This window comes from Streptomyces sp. NPDC033966, assembly GCF_055575955.1.
In genome coordinates this window covers 364,124-385,531 of record NZ_JBVIRQ010000003.1, presented here as the reverse complement: position 1 = coordinate 385,531, position 21,408 = coordinate 364,124, and the positions used below count along the sequence as shown (strand labels likewise).

General features: G+C 75.6%; 18 protein-coding genes and 1 pseudogene. 11 read left to right on the top strand and 8 right to left on the bottom strand.

Annotated elements, in window-relative coordinates; all coding sequences use genetic code 11:
- Positions 1-109: 109 nt before the first annotated feature.
- The gene (locus ACZ518_RS10700) at positions 110-1,726 is read left to right on the top strand and encodes a serine/threonine-protein kinase (protein ID WP_469112663.1); all 1,617 of its coding nucleotides are present in this window, start codon (positions 110-112) and stop codon (positions 1,724-1,726) included.
- A complete protein-coding gene (locus ACZ518_RS10695; RefSeq protein WP_469112662.1) occupies positions 1,723-2,340 on the top strand; it encodes a hypothetical protein in 618 nt (205 codons plus the stop codon). Before ACZ518_RS10700 ends, ACZ518_RS10695 begins: the two co-directional genes overlap by 4 nt.
- Positions 2,341-2,611: 271 nt before the next feature.
- Here the strand turns inward: ACZ518_RS10695 and ACZ518_RS10690 are convergent, their stop codons facing one another.
- Positions 2,612-3,901, bottom strand: a complete 1,290-nt coding sequence (locus ACZ518_RS10690) for an ATP-binding protein (protein WP_469112661.1) — start codon at positions 3,899-3,901, stop codon at positions 2,612-2,614.
- Between the two features lie 239 nt (positions 3,902-4,140).
- Here ACZ518_RS10690 and ACZ518_RS10685 point away from each other — a divergent pair, with 239 nt between their 5' ends.
- Positions 4,141-4,926 carry a trypsin-like serine peptidase gene (locus ACZ518_RS10685; RefSeq protein WP_469112660.1) on the top strand — a complete coding sequence of 262 codons (786 nt, stop codon included), beginning with the start codon at positions 4,141-4,143 and terminating at the stop codon, positions 4,924-4,926.
- Here the strand turns inward: ACZ518_RS10685 and ACZ518_RS10680 are convergent.
- The 4 genes and pseudogenes from ACZ518_RS10680 to ACZ518_RS10665 all read right to left on the bottom strand — a co-directional run bounded on the left by ACZ518_RS10680 (position 4,923) and on the right by ACZ518_RS10665 (position 8,858).
- Positions 4,923-5,408, bottom strand: coding sequence for an NUDIX hydrolase (locus tag ACZ518_RS10680; RefSeq protein WP_469112659.1), 486 nt, complete (start codon positions 5,406-5,408; stop codon positions 4,923-4,925). The two genes, ACZ518_RS10685 and ACZ518_RS10680, sit on opposite strands and share 4 nt — an antisense overlap.
- 37 nt (positions 5,409-5,445) lie before the next feature.
- Positions 5,446-7,071: an apolipoprotein N-acyltransferase gene (gene lnt / locus ACZ518_RS10675; protein WP_469112658.1), complete on the bottom strand. Its 1,626-nt coding sequence runs from the start codon at positions 7,069-7,071 to the stop codon at positions 5,446-5,448.
- Between the two features lie 53 nt (positions 7,072-7,124).
- Complete coding sequence (locus ACZ518_RS10670; RefSeq protein ID WP_469112657.1) at positions 7,125-7,640, bottom strand: hypothetical protein; 516 nt, start codon at positions 7,638-7,640, stop codon at positions 7,125-7,127.
- Between the two features lie 125 nt (positions 7,641-7,765).
- Positions 7,766-8,858, bottom strand: a pseudogene (locus ACZ518_RS10665) (FAD-dependent oxidoreductase).
- 105 nt (positions 8,859-8,963) lie between these two features.
- Here ACZ518_RS10665 and ACZ518_RS10660 point away from each other — a divergent pair.
- Positions 8,964-9,560 (top strand): TetR/AcrR family transcriptional regulator, encoded by a 597-nt coding sequence (locus tag ACZ518_RS10660; protein WP_469112656.1) that lies wholly within the window; start codon positions 8,964-8,966, stop codon positions 9,558-9,560.
- Positions 9,557-10,516, top strand: a complete 960-nt coding sequence (locus tag ACZ518_RS10655; protein WP_469112655.1) for an ADP-ribosylglycohydrolase family protein — start codon at positions 9,557-9,559, stop codon at positions 10,514-10,516. The genes ACZ518_RS10660 and ACZ518_RS10655 overlap by 4 nt, the downstream gene beginning before the upstream one ends.
- 25 nt (positions 10,517-10,541) lie before the next feature.
- On the opposite strand, the gene ACZ518_RS10650 is transcribed toward ACZ518_RS10655, so the two are convergent.
- Both ACZ518_RS10650 and ACZ518_RS10645 read right to left on the bottom strand, forming a co-directional pair.
- Positions 10,542-11,690 (bottom strand): hypothetical protein, encoded by a 1,149-nt coding sequence (locus ACZ518_RS10650; RefSeq protein ID WP_469112654.1) that lies wholly within the window; start codon positions 11,688-11,690, stop codon positions 10,542-10,544.
- 207 nt (positions 11,691-11,897) lie between these two features.
- Positions 11,898-12,692, bottom strand: coding sequence for a glutamate racemase (locus tag ACZ518_RS10645; RefSeq protein WP_469112653.1), 795 nt, complete (start codon positions 12,690-12,692; stop codon positions 11,898-11,900).
- A gap of 413 nt (positions 12,693-13,105) precedes the next feature.
- On the opposite strand from ACZ518_RS10645, the gene ACZ518_RS10640 reads away from it, so the two are divergent.
- The 6 genes from ACZ518_RS10640 (at position 13,106) to ACZ518_RS10615 (ending at position 20,029) form a co-directional block, all read left to right on the top strand.
- Entirely contained in the window at positions 13,106-14,287 is a 1,182-nt protein-coding gene (locus ACZ518_RS10640; protein WP_469112652.1) for a glycosyltransferase, read from the top strand.
- A 266-nt stretch (positions 14,288-14,553) separates the two neighbouring features.
- Complete coding sequence (locus ACZ518_RS10635; protein ID WP_469112651.1) at positions 14,554-15,111, top strand: DUF6643 family protein; 558 nt, start codon at positions 14,554-14,556, stop codon at positions 15,109-15,111.
- Between the two features lie 113 nt (positions 15,112-15,224).
- Positions 15,225-16,052: an MOSC domain-containing protein gene (locus tag ACZ518_RS10630; RefSeq protein ID WP_469112650.1), complete on the top strand. Its 828-nt coding sequence runs from the start codon at positions 15,225-15,227 to the stop codon at positions 16,050-16,052.
- Positions 16,053-16,230: 178 nt separating this feature from the next.
- A complete protein-coding gene (locus ACZ518_RS10625) occupies positions 16,231-16,830 on the top strand; it encodes an Rv1733c family protein (protein WP_469112649.1) in 600 nt (199 codons plus the stop codon).
- A 121-nt stretch (positions 16,831-16,951) separates the two neighbouring features.
- Positions 16,952-19,447 (top strand): right-handed parallel beta-helix repeat-containing protein, encoded by a 2,496-nt coding sequence (locus tag ACZ518_RS10620; protein WP_469112648.1) that lies wholly within the window; start codon positions 16,952-16,954, stop codon positions 19,445-19,447.
- Between the two features lie 93 nt (positions 19,448-19,540).
- Positions 19,541-20,029, top strand: a complete 489-nt coding sequence (locus tag ACZ518_RS10615) for an SRPBCC family protein (protein ID WP_469112647.1) — start codon at positions 19,541-19,543, stop codon at positions 20,027-20,029.
- 14 nt (positions 20,030-20,043) lie between these two features.
- On the opposite strand, the gene cds1 is transcribed toward ACZ518_RS10615, so the two are convergent.
- Positions 20,044-21,207: an L-cysteine desulfhydrase Cds1 gene (cds1, locus tag ACZ518_RS10610; protein WP_469112646.1), complete on the bottom strand. Its 1,164-nt coding sequence runs from the start codon at positions 21,205-21,207 to the stop codon at positions 20,044-20,046.
- Positions 21,208-21,408: the final 201 nt, after the last annotated feature.

Below are 21,408 nucleotides of genomic sequence, written 5' to 3'. Positions count from 1 at the left end.
GCCGGATTGGGAACCGGCCGTGGCGGAAAAGTGTCCCAGGAGGTGGCCGGTCGGGGGACGACCGGCCGGCCGCCCCGCGGGCGGCCGGTGACGCCACGGACGGGGGCGCATGATGGGCAACGGCTGGACGGTACCCGGTTACACCGAGGTGCGTGAGCTCGGCGCGGGCGGCAGCGGCCGGGTCGTGCTCGCGCTCCACGACGCCACGGGCACGGCCGTCGCGGTGAAGTACCTCAGCGACCGGATGCGCGAGGACCCCGCCTTCGTCCGGGAGTTCCGCGCCGAGGCCCGGCTGCTGGGCGGGCTCGTGTCGCCGTACGTGGTGGGGCTGTACGAATACGTGGAGGCCCCGTCCGGCGCGGCGATCGTGATGGAACTGGTCGACGGGATCTCCCTGCGCGCCGTGCTGCGGGAGTCGGGCCGGGCGGACGCCGAGGCCGCGCTGGTCGTACTGAAGGGCTCCCTGCTCGGGCTGGCCGCGGCCCACCGGGCGGGTGTCGTGCACCGGGACTACAAGCCGGAGAACGTGCTGGTCGCGCCCGACGGCTCCTCCAAGCTGGTGGACTTCGGGATCGCGGCGGGCCGCGGCACCACCCCGGGGGTGGCGGGCACGCCCGCCTACATGGCGCCCGAGCAGTGGCAGGGGCAGCCGGCCTCGCCGACGGCCGACGTGTACGCGGCGACCGCGACCTTCTTCGAGTTCCTGACCGGCCGCAAGCCGTACGACGGGGCGAGCTTCGCCGAGCTCGCCGTCCAGCACATCGAGGCCCCGGTCCCGGAGACCGAGGCCCCCGAGCCGGTGCGCCCGCTCATCCGGCGGGGTCTGGCCAAGCGGCCGGAGCAGCGCCCGGAGAACGCCGAGGCGTTCGTGGCCGAGCTGGAAGCGGTGGCGGTGGCCGCGTACGGGCCCCAGTGGGAGGAGCGCGGACAGCGCAAGCTCGCCGCGCTGGCGGCCCTGCTGCCGCTGCTGTTCCCCTCGGCGGCCGGCGCGGCGGCGGGCACCACGGCGGTGGCCACCACCTCGGTCGGCGGCGGCTCCGGCTGGGCGCCGGGGCGCGGCGGCTGGCTGGCGACGGGCCTGGCGCTGGTGCTGGGAGCGGTGCTGGTGCTCACGACGGACGCGGGCGCCGGTACCCCGCCGGGGGCCTCGGCGCTCAGCGACTTCGCCACGACGAACCCGGCCACGCCGGGACCCGCGTCGCCCGCGCCCGGGCCGACCGCCTCGCACTCGCCGTCCGCGAGCCCTTCCGCGTCGGCGTCGCCGAGCGCCTCGGCGCCCCCGGTGCCCACCCCGACCCCGACCCCTTCGCACTCGGCGAGCCGGAGCCCGTCGCCGAGCCCGACGCCGAAGCCGACGGTCAGCCACTCGCCGACCCCGACGCCCTCCCCCACGCTCCGGGTGACCAAGCTCGGCGTCGACCTCAAGCCCGGGGTCTACCGGGGCGAGGCGACCGTCTCGCTGGCGGCCCAGGGCAGCGGACCCGTCACCGTCGTACTGGAGTGGTTCCTCGGCGGCTCGCCGGGCGCGTACTCCGTGCCCGACGGCACCGACACCGTCGTCGTCCAGGCCGGCTCCCTTGCCCCCGTGGTCCAGGCGCACGACTTCAGCCGCGGCCACGGCTGCTACGGCGGGGTCCGGGTCACCACCAAGCCGGCCGCCGCGAACGGTTCGGCCGCCGCCTCCGCACTGCTGTACCGCTGCCAGGACCAGGAGGTCCCGCGATGAGCGATCCCCGTGTCCCGCAGGACCCCGCCGACGACGAGTACAGCGCCACCGTGCTCGGCAGCCACTGGTTCAGCGGCCCGCCGCCCCCGGCGGACGCCGCGCCCGACCGGGTCGAGGGTTCCGTGCTGCGGTTCGGGCCGGGGGTGACGGCGGCCATGGCCCCGCCGTTCCCCGTGGTGCCGGGGCCGCCGCCCGGGCCGCGGCCGCCCGCGCGGCGCGGCGGGCGCTGGCGCCGCTACACCCTGGCGGCCGTGGTGCTGGCCGCGGTGCTCGGCTACCTGGCCTGGCAGCGGTTCGGGCCGGCGGTCGAGGTGCGGGAGGTGGCGGTGTCCACCGACCCGCGGGGTCCCGAGTGCGGCGCGGCCGCCGATGTGGTGGCCGTCGTACGCACCGACGGGCGCCCCGGGACCCTCACCTACCGCTGGGTCCGCAGCGACGGCACCCGGTCGGAGGAGCTCACGGAACGGGTGCCCGCCGGGCGGAAGGAGGCCACGCTGCACCTGCTGTGGACCTTCCAGGGCACGGGCAGCTACCCGGCGCGGGCCGAGCTCCAGCTGATCTCGCCCGTCGAGCGGACGGCGGCGGCCGAGTTCACCTACCGGTGCCCCCGGTAGCGGGGAGCCCGCTCACGGCACGTCCGCCGTCGACGTCGACGCGGGAGTGCGGCGGGGCGCCGTCCTCCTCGTCGCGGCCCGTGCCCGGCACGCGACACCCGACGGAACGTGGCCGTCCCGGACGGGTGCCGGGTCCGCGCGGGAGGCCCGCGGCCGCTCCGGGGAGCGGCCGCGGGCCGTTTTCGCGTTCCCGCCCCCCGCCGCAACCGGGGGGCGGTGTCCGTGGGGAGCGTCCGGCGGGACGGCGCCGGACGGCTCCCGGTCCGGAGGTCTAGAAGCGCGCGTGGGCGGTGATGTCGGCCTGGAACTCCCCGGTCATCGCGGGGGTGACCGTCGGCCTGCACTGTGCCACGGCCGCCAGGTAGTCCTCCGTGGTGGCGCCGAGCTGCGCGGCCGCCGCACCGCGCGCGCCCACCGCTTCCAGGTCCCGTTCGAAGGACACCTGCGCGGCGGTCCGCGCGGCGTGCTCGATGTCGGCCGGGGTGAACAGCTCGGTCGCCGCCACCAGTGCCGCCACGTCCACGCCGGTCCGCCCGGCCGTGTAGCGCGACCAGATCGCGGCGCGCGCGCCGGCGTCGGGGGTGCCGATGGGGATCAGGTAGTCGAAGCGGCCGGGCCGCAGGAAGGCCGGGTCGAGGGAGCGGATGGAGTTGGTCGCGCAGACCAGCAGCCGCTCGTCGCCCTCCCGGAAGCCGGGGATCAGCTTGAGCAGCTCGTTCGTGACGCCGTGGATGCCGCCCGGCTGCGCCGGCTCGGTGCGTACGGGCGCGATCTCCTCGACCTCGTCGATGAAGACGAGGACCCGCTCCAGCTCGGCGATCCGGGCGAAGGCGACGCGCAGCGCGGCGGCGAGGTTGCCCCCGTCGGCGAGGCGGGAGGGCAGTAGCTCCACGAAGGGCCAGCCCAGCCGGGAGGCGATGGCGCGGGCGAAGGTGGTCTTGCCGGTGCCGGGCGGCCCGAAGAGGGTGATCGCGCGCGGCGGCCGGACGCCGTGCGCGGCGGCCCGCTCCGGTTCGGCGAGCGGGAGGACCACGCGCCGTTCGATGAGCTCCTTCTCCTTCTCCATGCCGGCGACCTTGGCCCACAGGTCGTTGGGCAGGAAGCGGCCGCCGAGGTCGTCGAGGAGGCCTGCCGCCGGCCCGTGCAGGGGCTCGGTCTTCTCGAAGTAGGCGACGGCGGGCTGCCGGGTGTAGCCGGCGTTGAGCAGGCCCTCGCCGAGCAGGTCCTCCTCGGGCAGGACGTAGGCGATCCGGCCGACGCGGGCGGCGATCAGGCGCCGTTCCAGTTCGACGAGGAGGGCGCTGGCCAGGCCCCGGCCGCGCCAGCCGGAGGCGATGGCGATCCGCATCACCCAGGCCCGCTCGCCGGTGACGCAGGCGAGGGCCGCGCCGATCGGGACGCCCTGGTGGACGGCGACGACGCAGGGCTGCCGGTCGGTGAGGGCGCTGATGCACTCGGCGAGCGAGAAGACGGACTCCTGGCCCAGTTCGGCCGTGGTGTCTATGAGATGGACCACCGCCGCGAGATCGCTCTCGCGGTAGTCGTGGATGAGCCAGTTCACTCGGTACCGCCCCTCGTTCGTGCTCCTGCGGCGAGGCTAGGGGCGGGCGGGCCCCGCGCTCACGCACCGCGGTGCACAACAGCCGGTCCGGAAGTCCGCCGTGGCGTCCATAGACCGGTACCTTCCGCCGAAGCCGCCCGCCGGGGACCGGCCCGTCTTCGGGGTTTCCGACACATTCACAGCTGATTCATACGCGACACCGGGCTCCGGGCACAGTTTCGCCGGGAAGGCTCGGACGCATGATCCCTCGCACCCTTCCCCGACCGGCCGGCCGCCCCCGCTCCCGCGCCCGCGCCCGGCGGGCGGCGCGGATCCCGCTCGCGCTGACCTCGGTGGCCGCCCTGCTGAGCCTGGACCTCCCCGAGGCCGAGGCACTGCCCCCGCCGGGCGTGACCGTGCGCGCCGACGCCGACGCGACGGCGGCCCGGGTGGGCGCGCTGTTCGCGGGCGGCACGGACGGCGGGCACTTCTGCACCGCCTCCGTGGTGCGCAGCGCCGGCCGCGACGTGATCGCCACCGCCGCGCACTGCCTGGGCCACCCGGACAGCACGGTCTTCGCCCCGGGCTACCGGGACGGGGAGGCCCCGTACGGGCTGTGGCGGGTCACCGGGGTGTACACGGCCCCGGCCTGGACCCGGGGGGAGGATCCGGACGCGGACATCGCCTTCGCGACGGTCGCCCCGGCGGACGGCGCGCGGACGGGGAACGTGGAGGACGTGGTCGGCGGCTTCCCGGTCGCCGCCGCCGGGCAGGCGGGGGACGTGACGGTGACCGTCGTCGGCTACCCCGGCACCGAGGAGGCCCCGCTGCGCTGTTCGAACGCGACGGGCCTGTTCTCCGCCACGCAGCGCCGGATCGACTGCCCCGGCCTCAGCGGCGGCACCAGCGGCAGCCCCTGGCTGGCGGGCGGCGCGCTGGCCGGGGTGCTGGGCGGCCACGAGGGCGGCGGCACGGTCCCGGACGTCTCCTACAGCGCGGTCATGGGCACCGCGGCCTTGAAGCTGTACCGCGAGGCGGCCGACTAGTCGGTCCCGCCCGGGGCTTCGAACCAGGCCGGCTCCTCCGTCAGGGAGCGCCGGATGCGGTCCAGGGCGAAGGCCTCCAGCGGTGGCAGGGCGTCCGGTGCGAACCAGGCCACCTCCAGCAGCTCCCCGTCGGCGGAGCGGGGCTCTCCGCCGGTGGCCCGGCAGCGGAAGGTGATGTCCTGGAACTGGCAGACGTCGCCGTTCGGGTAGGTGATGGGTTCGAGCATCTGGACGAGGACCACCCGTTCGGGGACGCACCGTACGGCCGTCTCCTCGTACACCTCGCGCACCGCCGTCTCGGCGGGCTGTTCGCCCGGCTCGGCTATCCCGCCGACCAGGGACCACTTCCCGGTGTCGGCACGGCGCCCGAGCAGCAGCCGGCCCCGGTCGTCGACGACGACCGCGGTGACGCCGGGCAGCAGGAGCAGCCGGTGGCCCGCGCCGCTCGCCCTGATCTCACGGATGTACTCGGGTGTGGTCATGCCCCGACCCTACGGGGGCCGGCCGCGGCAGCCGTCGTCATGCGGCCCGGCGGGCGCGAACCCTGCGGGTCAGCACCAGGCCGAGCCCGCCCGCGGCGACGAGGAGCAGCGCGTACTCCGGCAGCGGGCCCAGGCGGGTGGCCGGGGTCTGCCCGGCGCGCAGCGGGATCTCGGCGACGAGGGCGTCGGCGGTGAACATCTCCGTCTGCTGCGTGACCTTCCCGTCGGGCTGGATGACGGCGCTGACCCCGCTGGTGACGGGCACGAGGACGGTGCGGCTGTGCTCGACGGCGCGGATCCGGTCCATGGCCAGCTGCTGGTAGGTCATCTGGGTCCGGCCGAAGGTGGCGTTGTTGCTGGGCACCGCGATGACCTGGGCGCCGGCCCGCACGGTGGAGCGGACGGCGTCGTCGAAGGCGGCCTCGTAGCAGGTGACCATGCCGACGCCGGTGCCCGCCATGTCGAAGACGCCGGGCTCCTTGCCGGGGCCGAAGTCACGGCGGACCCGGTCCACGTCGGAGCTGAAGAGCCGGACGAAGGAGCGCATCGGCATGCGCTCGCCGAAGGGCTGGATCTTGCGCTTGTCGTAGGTGTCGGTGGGGCCCTTGACCGGGTCCCACAGGATCATCGTGTTGCGCAGCGGCCCGGTCTCGGGTGCCAGTACGGAGCCGATCGCGGTGGGCACGCCCACGGCCTTGACCGCGTTGTCGATGACGGCGTGGGCGTCGGGCTGGGTGAAGGGGTCGATGTCGGAGGAGTTCTCCGGCCACAGGACGAAGTCCGGCCTGGGAACGCGGCCGGCCTTGACGTCCTCGGCGAGTTGGATCGTGCGGTTCGCGTGGTTGTCGAGGACCTGGCGGCGCTGGGCGTTGAAGTCGAACCCGGCGCGCGGCACGTTGCCCTGGATGACGGCGGCCACGGCCGTGCCGTCCTGGGCGGCGCCGGAGACCAGCGGGCGGGCCGCGAGGCCCGCGCCGACCGGTGCGGCGACGGCGAGCGCGGCGAGGGCGGCGGCACCGCGCCGGGGGTCGCGGCGGGAGGTGCGCAGGACCTCGTAGAGGCCGAAGCCGCACAGGGCGACGCCGAAGGAGAGCAGCGGGGTGCCGCCGACGGCGGCGAGCGGGGTGAAGACGCCGTCGGCCTGCCCGAAGGCGAGCTTGCCCCAGGAGAAGCCGCCGAAGGGGGCCCGGGCGCGCAGGGCCTCGCCGGCGATCCAGACGGCGGCGGCCCACAGGGGCCATCCGGGCAGCCGGCCGACGAGGGCGATGCCGAGGCAGGTGAGGCCGATGAGGAGGGCTTCGAGGGTGACGAGGGCGATCCAGGGGACCGGGCCGACGCCCTCGCTGGTCCACACGAGGAGCGGCAGCAGGAAGCCGAGCCCGAACAGGAAGCCGAGCCCGAAGCCGGCCCGGGCCCGGCGGCCGCGCAGGCAGCCGGCGAGCAGGGCGAGGGCGAAGGGGGCCAGCCACCACAGGGGGCGGGGCGGGAAGCTGAGGTAGAGCAGCACCCCGGCGGCCGCGGCCAGGGCGGAGCGCACCAGCCAGGCGGCCTTGTGTTCCCCCTGACGCGGGGAGGCGGCGGCTTCGGACGGGGCGACGGCCGCCGCTCGTCCGGCGGGCTGCGAGGGCTCGCTCTCGGCGGCGCGGGTGACACTGCTGCTCATCTGGCGGAGTGTACGTCCCCGCGCCCCAAGGGCCGGTAAGGAGGCGCCGCGCCCTACCGCGCGAGGGCGCGCAGGTGGGTGCGGATGACCCGGACGGCGTTCTCGGCGTCGTCGACGGTGACCGTGAACAGCCTGCCGTCGCCGAGCCGCAGCTCCAGGCCCTCGCCGCGCCGGACGATGACGGCGGTGCCCTTCTCGGGACGCCAGCGGTAGCCCCAGCCGCCCCACTGCTGGGGGGTGATGCGGGGGCAGAACTCGGCGGAGACGACCTCCGCGAGGCGGATCTTGCGGCGGGGCAGTCCGATGTGGCCGCAGCGCACTTCCATCGCCTCCGCGTCGACGGTGACCGCCACGTGCACGAAGGCGAGGGTGCCGTAGAGGATGAGCAGCCCGACCGCGAGGCAGCCGATCACGGACATCAGCAGCGGGACGAACCCGGCGGTCCAGGCGTAGTCGACGGCCAGCTCCACCCCCAACGCCAGGCAGGCCGCCCCGACTGCGGCCAGCAGCCACTGCGCACGGTTGGAAGCCCGGCCCGTCCAGAGGGGGCCTGGGGGGTGACCCGTCATGAGCAGCAGCGTACCCAGGTTCCGCATCTGCGCCACCACCTCTGCGCCACTCGGCGCATCGCCCTCGCACTGCTGCGCCTGCCCGCGCCCGGTCCGCCCAAACGGCGGCCGCCGGTGTCGCCGGCCTACGCGGGGAGGAGGCCGGTCAGGGCGTCGCGGAGGGCCGGACGGCGAGTGGTCACGAAGCGGTGCAGGGTCCTGGAACCGAGGGCCACCCGCTGCGCGCTGCGGCGGCGCTCCGCGTCGTAGGCGCGCAGGGCCGCGGGCAGGCCCGTACGGCCGTGGGCGGCGACGGCGCGGGTGAGGGCCTCGGCGTCGAGGAGGGCGGTGCAGGCGCCCTGGCCGAGGTTGGGGGTCATGGCGTGTGCCGCGTCGCCGACGAGGGCGATCTGGCCGGCGGTGACGAAGGCGGGCAGCGCCGGGTGGAGGTGGCGCATCTCGTACCGGATCCAGCTCGCGGGGTCGGTCTCGGCGAGCACGCGCGGGACCGGGTCGTGCCAGCCCGCGAAGGCGGCCCGCAGTTCGCCGGCGGTGGTGGCGCCGGGGACGGCGGCGTACCAGTTGGTGCGGCCCGGCTCGACGGGGGTCATCCCGAAGAAGCGGCCGTCACCCCAGGTCTCCCCGTGGATCCCGGTCTCGAAGCCGGCGATGCCGATCCAGGCGACGGTGCCGACGGCGCACACCCGGCTGCGGGTGCCGAAGTGGGCGGTACGGACGGCGCTGTTGATCCCGTCGGCGCCGACGACGAGGTCGGCGTCGAGGGTGCGGGGGGTCGGTGAGCCGCCGGCCGTATTCGACGTCCGCGCCGCCGAGCCGGCCGAGTCCGGCGAGCAGCGCGTCGATCAGATGGGGCCGGGCGACGAGCAGTTCGGGGCGGCCGGCCTTGCGTTCGACGCGGTCGAGGGGGAGGGCGGCGAGCACCCTGCCGTCCGGGCGCCGGATGTGGGCCCGGCGGTACGGGAGGGCCCGCGCGCGGAGGGCTTCGCCGAGGCCGAGCCGGTCCAGGGCGGACTGGGCGGTGGGGTGGATGCCGAAGGCGGTGCCGTACCGCTCCAGGGCGGTACGGCCCTCCAGGACGCGTACGGACCAGCCGGCGCGGCGGAGCCCGATGGCGGTGGCGAGCCCGCCGACGCCCGCGCCGACGACCACGGCCGTGCCGGGGGTGCCGCTCCCGTCGTCCGTCTTCCTGCTGTTCTCGCCGTACCGGTCGTCTGCCATGACGTGCCCTCGATCCGTCGGACGAAGCAGAACCGCCACCACCACCGCACCACCACAATCGTGGTACCGCATCCGTGGTACCACGGTTGTGGTTATCCTGGCAAGGTGAATCAGGACCGGAGGGACCGGCTGCGCGACGCGGCCGTCGCGGTGCTGGCCGAGGCGGGTGGGCGCAGGCTCACCCACCGGGCCGTCGACGCCGCCGCCGAAGTGCCGCTGGGCACGGCCAAGAACTACTTCCCGAGCCGCGACGCGTTGCTGCGGGCCGTGGCCGAACGCTGCCTGGAGCAGTACCGGGCCGTGGCCGCCACCCTGGCGGGCGCCGGTCCGGGGCCTTCGGACCGGGCGGGCCTGGCGGCACTGCTGGCCGGGCTGCTGCGGAACGTGGCCGGGCCGGGGCGGCCGCGCGTGCTGGCCTACCTGGAGCTCCAGACCGAAGCCACCCGGCGGCCCTGGCTGGCCGAGCTGCTGGACCCGATCGCCTCCGGCGACTTCGCCGCGCACCGGGCCCTGCTGGCCGGAGCCGGCCTCCCGGCCGGGCCGGAGCAGACCCGCGCCCTGACCCTCGCGCTGCACGGGGCGATCCCGCACCTGCTGGCGGGCGCCCCCAGCACATCGGCCGCGGCCGGGCTCGACGACCTCGACGGCTTCGCGCTGGGCCTGCTGGCCGCCGTGTGCCCCGAGGGGACGCGGACCCCGTGACGGTCAGCCGGCTGGACCGGGCCGTGGGAGCCCTGCTGGGCTCGGCCGCGGGGGACGCGCTGGGGGCCCCGTACGAGTTCGGGCCCGCGGGCCTGCTGAGCGCGCGGGGCGAGGAAATGTGCGGGGGCGGCGGCTGGGATCCGGGGGAGGCGACGGACGACACGCAGATGGCGGTCCTCGTCGCCGAGTCCCTGCTGGAGCACGGCGGCCTCGAACTCCCCGACGTCTTCGGGCGGTTCCAGCGGTGGGCCGCCGGACAGCCCAAGGACATCGGACTCCAGACCGAGGACGTGCTGACCAACGGCCTGCCGTGGGACCTGGCCGCCGCCTGTCACTTCCAGGACAACGTGCGGGCGGCGGGCAACGGTTCCCTGATGCGGGCCGCCGGTTCGGCGGTGTACTTCGCGCCCGCCGGACGGGAGGCCACCATGGACGCCGCCCGGCGGATCGCGGCCCTCACCCACGGCGACCGGGCCGCCTGGGAGGGCACCGCACTGCTGCACGAGCTGGTGCGGGTGGCCCTGGACGGCGGCGATCCGCTGGCCGCGCTCCCGGGGGCGCTGGGCGCGGTGCACCCCGACCACCGCGACCGGTACGCCCGCGTCCTCGCCCCCGACTGGCACCCCGGCCTGGCCACCGAGTTCAACGGGGCGGTGTGGCCCTGCCTGGGCTCGGCGGTGTGGGCGCTGCGCACGACCACCGGGTTCGCCGGGGCCGTACGGGCCGCCGTGGACCTGGGCGGGGACACCGACACGGTCGCCGCCGTGACCGGGACCCTGGCCGGCGCGGTGTACGGGCAGGCGGCGGTCCCGGAGCGGTGGACGGGTCCGCTGCACGTACCGCTGCCCGGCTTCGGCGGCCGGGTACTGGACGCCGACGCGCTGCGCGCCCTGGCCCGGCGGCTGGCCGGGGCGGAGGCGGAGGCCCAGGCGGAGGCGGAGGCGGAGGCGGGCTGAGCACGGCCGGTCCCGCCCCCGGGGGTCAGCCGCAGCCGCAGCCTCCGCAGCCGCCTCCCCCGCAGCCGTCGCCGCCGCAGCTTCCGCCGCCTCCGCCGCAGCCGGCCGCGGTCGTACCGGCGGTCCCGGTGGCCGTGGCCCGCTTGGCGTCCTTCCGGCGGTCGGCCTGCCTCCGGAGCCGTTCGGCCTCCCGGCGGCGTTCCTCCTCCCGCTGCCGGCTGCCGCGCGTCGCCTCCCGGTAGGACACCCCGGCCGGGCTCCAGGGGCCCAGCCCGTGCCGTCGGCGGGGCAGCAGGGGGGCGCCCGTGACCTGGCAGGAGATGCCGCCGTGGTCCTGGTGCACGGCGTACTCCAGCACGACCTCGGCCCCCTCGCGCGGCACCCCGTGCAGCAGCGCCTCGAAGGGTTCGGCGCGGGCGTCGACGTCGTGCAGCCCGCCCCGCGGCAGGCCCTGCGTACCCGCGGCCAGCAGCCGCGCGCTGCTGAGGGTGTCCCGCTCGCCGGGGCGGTAGCAGAGCAGCGGCCGGCCCGCCGTGTCGTCGGCGTCGGGCAGCAGCCAGAAGTGCCCCGAGGGGGAGATCCGTACGCCGACGACCAGCACGGGCTGGTCGTCGGCGTACAGCCGCCGGGTGGCCAGGTCGGCGGCCCAGCCCCGGCCCAGGAGGGTGCTCCCGAGCACCAGCAGGACCAGGGCCACGCGCTGCTGGCCGACCGCGTCGTAGGGGAGGCCGCCGGGAGCGGTCCCGAGGTCCTCGACCAGGCCGTCCACGAGGATCCCGGCGGCGAGGAGGCAGAGCAGGCCCCCGACGATGATCCGGGTGTTCCCGCGCCGCTCCTGCCCGGGCGGCAGCCTGTCGGGGAGCGGGAAGCGGGCCGTCCCGGCGGCGTCGAGGGCCAGCCGCTCCTGTGCGCGCCGGGACCGCAGCCGCAGCAGCGCCCCGGCCAGCGCCCACGCGGCGGACAGGCACACGAGGGCGGCCCCGGGACCCCGGGAGAGCGCGGCGGCCGATTCCGCCGCCAGCACGGCGGCGGCCGGCGCTGCCGCGCCGGGCAGGAACCGGTACCAGAGGGGCAGGGCCACCAGCAGCACGGCCGCCGGATAGAACCGCCACGCCGTGCCCACCGGACCGGCCGGTCCCCCGTCGCGGAGGATCAGCACGAGTGAGACGGTCACCAGGACAGCGAGGATCCAACTCCCCGCAACAGGGGCGAAGATGACCGGGGTCCGGGCCTTGCGCCAGCGCTCGGACTCCTCAACGCCCCATGTCCGCACATCGCTTGCCGGTATCACCCCGGCGGGAAGGTGCTTGGCATAGGCAATCACGGGCCCAGTATGCGAGCCCGGGCCGGGCCGCGTAACCGCCTTTCGCCGCCCGCCGCATCAGTGCTGGTGGGCCTGCTCCCGCTCCGCGAGCAGCCGGCCTTCGGCGTAGCCGAGGGCGGCGTCGGACAGCGTGGAGGTCCGCCCGCTGTGCAGCACGGTCAGCCCGCCGGTGCGGGGCAGCCCGGGCGCGGGTTCGAGGCCGATGCGGCGCAGCGCCTGTACGGCCACGGCCTCGGCGGAGCCGTGGTACGTGAGCTCCGCTCCCCCGGTGCGGGCGGCGAGGGCGGCCCGGATGGACTCCTCGACGAGCTCGTAGTGGGTGCAGCCGAGGACCACGTCCGTGACGTCGGCCGGGGTCAGTGCCGCGGCGGCGGCGACGGTACGGGCGACGGCGTCCTCGTCACCGTGCTCGACGGCGTCGGCGAGCCCGGGGCAGGGCACCTCGGTGACGCGCGCCCCGGCGGCGAAGTCGCGGATCAGTCCGCGCTGGTACGGGCTGCCCGTGGTGGCGGGGGTGGCCCAGATGGCCACCCGGCCGCCGGCGGCCGCGGCGGGCTTGATCGCCGGGACGGTGCCGATGACGGGGATGCCGGGCTCCAGATCGGCCCGCAGGGTGTCCAGGGAGTGCACGGAGGCGGTGTTGCAGGCCACGATCAGCGCGTCGGGGCCGAGGGCCGCGGCGGCCCGGGCCACGGTGCGGGCACGCTCGGTGAGGTCGGCGGGCGTACGGGGCCCCCAGGGCATCCCGTCGGGGTCGGAGGACAGCAGCAGATCGGCGTCGGGCCGGAGCCGACGCGTCGCGGCGGCCGCAGCGAGGAGGCCGATTCCCGAGTCCATGAGCGCGATCTTCACCCGGTCACCTTAGTCGACGTACCCGTCCCGCCCGCGATCCCCCGCCCCGCGGAACCCTCCCCTGCCCGCCCCCGGCCTGTTCCCCGGCCCGCCCCGGGCCCACCCCCCGGCTTGCCCCGGCCCACCCCCGGCTTGTCCCCGGCCCGCCCCCGGCCCACCCCCGGCTTGTCCCCGGCCCGCCCCCGGCCCGCCCCCGGCCCACCCCCGGCCCACCCCCGGCTTGTCCCCCGCCCACCCCCGGCCCGCCCCCGGCCCACCCCCGGCCCACCCCCGGCCCACCCCCGGCTTGTCCCCGGCCTGCCCCCCGGCCCGCCCCCTGCCCTCCGCGCTCTCCGCCGGCGCACTCCCGACGCGCGCCCCGACTCGCCCGGAAGACCGGGACACGCCCCCGCCGCTTCGGCCACACTGCCGCCATGGGCCTCCTCATCGCCGCCTGCGCGTCCCTCGCCGCCTGGCTCTGGCTGACCCTCGCCCAGGGCATGTTCTGGCGCACCGACGTCCGCCTCCCCCCGCGCACCGCCCCCGCCCACTGGCCCTCCGTCGCGATCGTGGTCCCGGCCAGGGACGAGGCCGAGGTGCTCCCGCTGAGCCTGCCCTCGCTCCTCGCCCAGGACTATCCCGGCGAGGCCCGGATCGTCCTGGTGGACGACGGCAGCACCGACGGCACGGCGGCGCTCGCCCGCCGCCTGGCCGCCGAGCAGCCCGGCCTCCCCCTCACCGTCGTGACCCCCGGGGACCCCCTGCCCGGCTGGACCGGCAAGCTCTGGGCGCTGCGCCACGGCATCACCCACGCCCGCACCGCCGCGGGCCCGGGGCCCGAGTACCTGCTGCTCACCGACGCCGACATCGCGCACGAGCCCGACAGCCTGCGCGAGCTGGTCGCCGCCGCGACCAGCGCCGGCCTCGACCTCGTCTCCCAGATGGCCCGGCTGCGCGTGGCCGGCTTCTGGGAGCGGCTCGTCGTGCCCGCCTTCGTGTACTTCTTCGCACAGCTGTACCCCTTCCGCCGGATCAACCGCCCCGGCTCCCGGACGGCCGCGGCGGCCGGCGGCTGCGTGCTGCTGCGGACCGGCGCGGCCGTCCGCGCCGGGATCCCGGACTCGATCCGGCAGGCCGTCATCGACGACGTGTCCCTCGCGCGCGCCGTCCAGGGCTCCGGCGGGCGGATCTGGCTGGGGCTGGCGGAGCGGGTGGACAGCGTGCGCCCGTACCCCGCCCTCGGGGACCTGTGGCGGATGGTGTCCCGCAGTGCGTACGCCCAGCTGCGCCACCAGCCGCTGCTGCTGGCCGGGACGGTGGCGGGGCTGGCGCTGGTGTACCTGGTCCCGCCGGCGGCCCTGTTCGCGGGGCTGGCGGGTCCGCCCTCGGCCGGGAGCACCGCCACGGCCTGGGCCGGGGGGCTCGCCTGGCTGCTGATGGCGGGGACCTACCTGCCGATGCTGCGCTACTACCGGCAGTCGGCCGTGCTCGCCCCGCTGCTGCCGCTCACCGCGCTGCTCTACCTGCTGATGACCGTCGACTCGGCCGTCCAGCACTACCGGGGGCGCGGAGCCGCCTGGAAGGGCCGTACCTATGCCCGCCCGAGCGACGCCTGAAACCGGACGGACGGAAGGAACGGGGAATTCCGCCAGCTGAGGAGACGTCATCCAAGGTCACCGCGTTGTGACGGTGCGTCAGCGCGAAGTGCGTGCAAAGGCCAACCGGCGAGTACGAGTAGCAGCAAGACGGGGCGGAAGTGACGAATCGTGCACGTGAACGTCAAGTGAAAGCTGTGGCGCTGACCTGGGAATATGCAGGTCAGCGCGGTGTTGGCGACACCTGGCTATGGACCCGGTGAAGTCGTGGGCTTAACTTGTCTCCCATGACCTCCCCCCGCTCCACTTATGGCGGCGGTTACTACTCCGCGCCCTCCTTCCCGGACACCCCCATCTACGACTCCCTCGTCGCAGAGCGGGGCACTCCGCAGATCGCCCCGATCCGCGTTCCGGCCGCCTACGACTCCCCCAGTGCCGGTTATTCGAGCGGTGGTTTCCTGCCGGCCCTCGCCTCGTCCATGCCCGCCCTGCCGCCCGCGGCGCCGCAGCTGCCGGCGCCCTCGTACGGCTACGGGTATCCGCAGCAGGCCGCGCCGCAGCCGCAGCAGATGCCGGTTCCGCTTCAGCACGCGCCCGCCCCGTACATCCCGCAGCAGCAGGTCGCGGCCCGGGCCGGGTACGTGCCGCAGCCGCAGTACCAGCAGCCGCGTCCGGCCGCCATGGGCACCGGGTACGAGGCCATGCGCCCGGCGGCCCCGCGTCCGATGGCGCCCATGGCGCCCATGGCGCCGATGAACCCGGCCATGGCGCCGGTGGCGTCCGCGGCGGGCGTTCCCTCGTACGAGGACCCGTACGGCCGCCAGTACCAGCAGCGCGCCTACTGACGCCGCCGGGCCGTGTGCGGGCCGCCGGCGGTGACGCCGGCGGCCCGCACACCGTGTGCCGTGCGCACGGCCGTTGGGGGGGGGCCGGCGGGGGCAGCTGTCACAATGCCCCCATGTCGAACTTGTACATCCAGTCCCTCCACGTCCATCCCGTCAAGTCGGTGGCGGGGACCGCTCCCGACGAGATCGTCGTTGAGCCCTGGGGACCGGCCGGGGACCGCCGCTGGGCCGTGGTCGACACGACGGGCGCGGTCATCACCCAACGCCAGCAGGCGCGGCTGGCGTTGGCCTCGGCGCGGCCGCTGCCGGGCGGGCGGATCGAGCTGTCGGGGCCGGGCATGCCCGGTCTCGTCGTGGAGGTGCCGGAGCCCGGCCCGCTGGAGCCGGTCGTGCTCTTCGGCAAGAAGATCGAGACGGTGGTCGCGGCGTCCGCCGCCGCCGAGTGGTTCACCGCCTACCTCGGCCAGCCCGCGCGCCTCGTGCACATGGACGACCCGGCCGTCCGCAGGCCGGTGGACCCCGACTACGCCCTGCCCGGGGAGACCGTCAGCCTCGCCGACGCCTACCCCCTGCTGCTGGCCACCAGCTCCTCGCTGGACGCCCTCAACGAGCTGATCGCCCAGGGCGACCACCCGGAGGAGGGCCCGCTGCCCATGAACCGCTTCCGGCCCAATCTGGTGGTCGGCGGCCCCGCCGCGGCCTGGGCCGAGGACGGCTGGCGGCGCATCGCGATCGGCGACGCGGTCTTCCGCGGGGTGCGCGAATGCGGCCGCTGCATCGTGACCACCACCGACCAGCTGACGTCGGAGCGCGGGCGGGAACCGCTGAAGACCCTGGCCAGGCACCGGCGGATCGGGAAGTCGCTGGCCTTCGGGCGCCAGCTGGTGCCGGTCGTCACGGGCACCGTCCGGGTGGGCGACGAGGTACGCGTCCTGGAGTGACCGCGGCCGCCGCACCCGGAGGTCCCCGACCCCGCCGCTGACCACGGCGGGCAGACGGAATGACACCTTCGAGGGGCTCGTGGCGTCCACTGGAACCAACGGGCCGCGCGGGGCCGTTGGAGCATTCAGGACGGCAGACGAAGACGTAGACCGGGCATGGGGCAGGGGGAGCCGGACCGTGCGGACAGCAATGGGTGTGTGGCGTTGGCGGCGCAATCCGCTGCGCAGGCCGACCGATCTCTTCGAGGCGTGGGTGGCGTTCGCCGCGCTGGTGTGCGTACTGCTGGTGGCCCCGGCCGTCGGCTGGGTGGCGGGCCTCCAGGTGGACGGCACCTTGCAGCGGGCCGCGCGCGAGCAGCGGCACGAGCGGTACCTGGTCCCGGCGGTGGTGGTCCGGCCCGCGCCGGGCGCGGCCGCCGATCCGTCGGCGCAGCGGCAGGCGCCCGAGCGGACGCGGATCGTGGCCTCCTGGACCGCGCCCGACGGCAGCAGCCACGAGGGCACGGTCCCGGCGGCGGAGGAACCGCCGCGGGCCGGCGACCGGTTCCGGATATGGACCGACATCCGGGGCCGGCTGGTGGGGCAGCCGCTCGACCCCACCGCCGCCTCGTTCCACGCGGGTGCCGCGGGCCTGGCCGCCGCGCTCACCGCGGCGGCGCTGGCGGAGACGGTCCGGCGGCTGGTCGTACGCCGGCTCATGCATCGGCGGTACACGCGTCTGGACCGGGCCTGGGCGGCGGCGGGACCGGACTGGGGCCGGGCGGGCGCGGGCAGCTGACCTGGCCACTCACCGGCCCCTCGCGCGCTACCGTGGAGCCGGAGGCCGGGTCGCTCCAGTCTCTTCAGTCGCTTCCGCAGGTCCGGCAGCGCGAATACCAGGGTGGGGGCACGACAGCACGATGGCTCAGGGCACGGTCCAGGTGACGCACGGCGGGACCTCGCGGTGGCGGCGGCGTTCCGGGGAGTATCCGACGCTGACCGCCGCGCTCGCCGCGGCGGGCGACGGGGACGTGCTGTCCATCGCCCCCGGCACCTACCGGGAGAACCTGATCCTGCGTCATGCCGTAACCCTGCGCGGGCCCGAGGGGGCGGTGGCCGGGTCGGTGCGCATCGCCCCGCTCGACGGGGTCGCGCTGACCGTGCGCGCCTCGGCCGTGGTCCAGGACCTGTACCTGGAGGGGGCGGACCGGGCGGCGCCGGCGCTGCTGGTCGAGGAGGGCTCGCCCGAGCTCACCCACCTGCGCGTGCACACCCGTTCGGCGTCCGGCATCGAGGTGCGCGGCGGGGCCCGGCCCCTGGTGCGCCGGTGCACGGTGGAGAATCCGGCCGGGATCGGGATCTCCGTCCTGGACGGCGGCGGCGGGGTGTTCGAGGAGTGCGAGGTGGTCGTCGCCGGGCAGGCCGGGGTCTCGGTGCGCGGCGGGCACCCGCGCCTGGAACGCTGCCGGATCCACCACGCCGTCGGCGCGGGCATCGCGGTCACCGGTGAGGGATCGGGGCTGGAGGCGCTGGGCTGCGAGGTGTACGAGGTCAAGGGCGCCGGTGTGCAGATCGCCGCGCGGGCCGCGGCCCGCCTGACCGACTGCTCGGTGCACCGCACGTCCGCCGACGGGGTCACCCTCGACACGGACGCGGTGCTGACGCTCGCCGGCTGCGACATCCACGACATCCCGGAGAACGCCGTCGACCTGCGCTCCCGTTCGGTGCTCACCCTCAGCCGCACCACGGTGCGCCGGTTCGGGCGCAACGGCCTGTCGGTGTGGGATCCGGGGACCCGGGTCGATGCCGAGGCCTGCGAGATCCACGACAGTACGGGCGACTATCCGGCGGTGTGGGTCAGCGACGGGGCCACGGCTTCGCTGGACTCCTGCCGGCTGCACGACGTGCCGGACGCGCTGTTCGTACTGGACCGGGGCTCCCGGGTGGACGTGGTCGACAGCGACCTCTCGCAGGTGCGCAACACGGCCGTCTCGGTGAGCGACGGGGCGAGCGCGCAGCTCGACGACTGCCGGATCCGGGAGGCGGGCACCGGGGCGTGGTTCCGCGACCACGGCAGCGGCGGGGCCCTCGCCAACTGCACCATCGACGCCGTGCAGACGGGCGTGATCGTCACCAAGGGCGCCGATCCGGTCCTGGAGCGGTGCACGGTCACCTCCGCCGCCGAGGCCGGGTTCTACGTGTCGGCGGGCGGCCGGGGAAGCTTCACGTCCTGCCGGGTGACGGGCAGTTCCGGTTTCGGCTTCCACGTCATCGACGGCTGCCGCACCACCCTCACCCGGTGTCATACCGAGCGCTGCGCGCGCGGGGGCTACGAGTTCGCGGAGGACGGCCCGCTGGCCGAGGGGTGCACCGGCGACGAGGGCGGTACGGGCCCGGCGGCGCGGGCGGCGGACGGCGTGCTCGCGGGGGCGCGGCCGGGGAGCACGGGTCCGCGTACGGCAACGGCCGGGCGGGGCCCCGCCGGGCATGCGGCGGACCGGGTGCCGGCCTCCCGGGCCGAGGACGGGCCGGACCCGGCCGGGAGCCCCGCCGCGTCGGCCGCGGACCCGGCCGCGGGGGCGGCCGCGGCGGCCGCCCGGGGCTCGGGCGAGGTGCTGGGGCAGCTCGACGCGCTGGTCGGGCTGGACAGCGTCAAGCGCGAGGTACGGGCCCTCACCGACATGATCGAGGTAGGGCGCAGGCGGCGGCAGGCGGGTCTGAAGGCGGCTTCGGTCCGCCGGCACCTGGTCTTCACGGGCTCCCCCGGCACGGGCAAGACCACGGTCGCCCGCCTCTACGGGGAGATCCTGGCCTCCCTCGGGGTGCTGGAGCGCGGCCACCTGGTCGAGGTGTCGAGGGTGGACCTGGTCGGCGAGCACATCGGGTCCACGGCGATCCGTACGCAGGAGGCCTTCGACCGGGCGCGGGGCGGTGTGCTCTTCATCGACGAGGCGTACGCGCTGGCCCCGGAGGACTCGGGCCGCGACTTCGGGCGCGAGGCGATCGACACGCTGGTGAAGCTGATGGAGGACCACCGGGACGCGGTGGTGGTGATCGTCGCCGGGTACACGGCGGAGATGGAGCGCTTCCTGACGGTCAACCCGGGGGTGGCCTCGCGGTTCTCCCGCACCATCACCTTCGGGGACTACGGCCCGCAGGAGCTGCTGCGGATCGTGGAACAGCAGGCGGAGGAGCACGAGTACCGGCTCGGCGAGGGTACCGGGGAGGCGCTGCTGAAGTACTTCACGGAGCTGCCCAAGGGCCCGGCCTTCGGCAACGGCCGGACCGCGCGCCAGACCTTCGAGGCGATGGTGGAGCGGCACGCGGGCCGGGTCGCGCAGCTGGCCGACCCGAGTACGGACGAGCTCACCCTGCTGTTCGCGGAGGACCTGCCGGCGCTGCCGGCGGAGTGCTGATCCGCCGGCCGGCGGGGACATCTGACGGTTGGTCAACTATGGTGGCGCCGCGCATCCGCGCCGCGCCGCACACGCACCCCAGGGGGTAACGCCATGGCCCGCCGACTCCGCCCCGTGGGGCTGGACTTCATAGCCGAAGCCCCGGCCCGGCTGGCCTTCACGGTCCGCGCCGCGGCCCCGCCGGACGCCGTGTACCGGGCGCTCGCGGACGAGGTGACGGGCTGGCCCGCCTGGTTCCGCGCGGTCACACTGGCCCGGCCGACCGGGGGCGGGGCGGGCCGGGAGATACGGCTGATGGGCGGGGTCCGCTTCCGGGAGACGGTGGTGGCCGCCGACCCCGGGCTGCGCTACGCCTACCGGGTCGACGAGACCAACGCGCCCGGCGTGAGCGCCCTCGTGGAGGAGTGGCTGCTGGCCCCGGGGCCTGAGGCCGCCGGGACCCTCGTCCGCTGGACCTTCGCCGCCGACGGCCCGGCCCCCTTCCGGCTGGCGCTGGCCGCGGCCCGCCCGGGCCTCGGCCGTTCCTTCCGTACGGCCGTGCGGGCCCTGGACCTCCGCCTCGCGGCGCGCACCGCCCCCTAGGGGGGTCTCGCGGATCAGGCCTCGGGCTCGCGCCACTCGCCGGTCTCCAGCAGGGTCTGGACCGTCTTGGCGTACGGGGCGATGTCGAGGCCCTGGGCCGCCAGCCACTCGTCCGAGTAGTACTTGTCGAGGTAGCGGTCGCCCGGATCGCAGAGCAGGGTCACGACGCTGCCCTTGCGGCCCTCCGCCACCATCTCGGAGACGATCTTCAAGGCGCTCCACAGCCCGGTGCCGGTGGAGCCGCCCGCCTTGCGCCCGATGGCCTGTTCGAGGGCGCGGCAGGCGGCGACGGACGCCGCGTCCGGCACCTTCATCATCCGGTCTATGGCACCGGGCACGAAGCTCGGCTCCATCCGGGGGCGGCCGATGCCCTCGATGCGCGAGCCGCAGTCGCTGCTCGCGTGCGGGTCGTGGTTGGTCCAGCCGTCGAAGAAACAGGAGTTCTCCGGGTCCGGGACGCAGATCCGGGTGTCGTGCTGCATGTAGTGGACGTAGCGGGCGATGGTGGCGGAGGTGCCGCCGGTGCCGGCCGTCGCCACGATCCACGCGGGTTCGGGGTAGCGCTCCAGGCGCAGCTGCTGGTACATCGACTCGGCGATGTTGTTGTTGCCGCGCCAGTCGGTGGCGCGCTCGGCGTAGGTGAACTGGTCCATGTAGTGGCCGCCGGTGCGGGCGGCCAGGTCGGCGGACTCCTCGTACATCTTCATCGAGTCGTCGACGAAGTGGCATTCGCCGCCGTGGAATTCGATGAGCCGGCACTTCTCCGGGCTCGTGGTCCTCGGCATGACCGCGATGAACGGGACGCCGATCAGCTTCGCGAAGTACGCCTCGGAGACCGCGGTGGAGCCGCTGGAGGCCTCGATGACCGGGCGGCCGGGGCGGATCCAGCCGTTGCAGAGGGCGTAGAGGAACAGCGAGCGGGCGAGGCGGTGCTTGAGGGAGCCCGTCGGGTGGGTGGACTCGTCCTTCAGGTAGAGGTCGATGCCCCACGCCTCGGGCAGCGGGAAGCGCAGCAGGTGCGTGTCGGCGGAGCGGTTGGCGTCCGCCTGGACCTTGCGCACGGCTTCCTTGAGCCAGGCCCGGTAGTCGGCGTCGCTGCGGTCGATGTCGACCGTCGTCGCCGGCGTACTTCCGGCCGTGTTCGAAGCCGGTGTACCGGTGGTGCCGGTGGTGCTCATGCGCCTTGCTCCTTTGTCGTTTCCAAAGCCCCCTCCTTTCGAAATGTACCCCCCTCACCTGCACAAATGATTACTTTGGGTTTCCATGCGGATCGCTTTCGGTCGCATCCCCGGGCGTTCGGTTGCAAGCGGCGCCACTGTGGGTGACCCTGGTGATTGCGTCACCGAGGGTGCAGCACCCGTAACAATGATGTCGGGGAG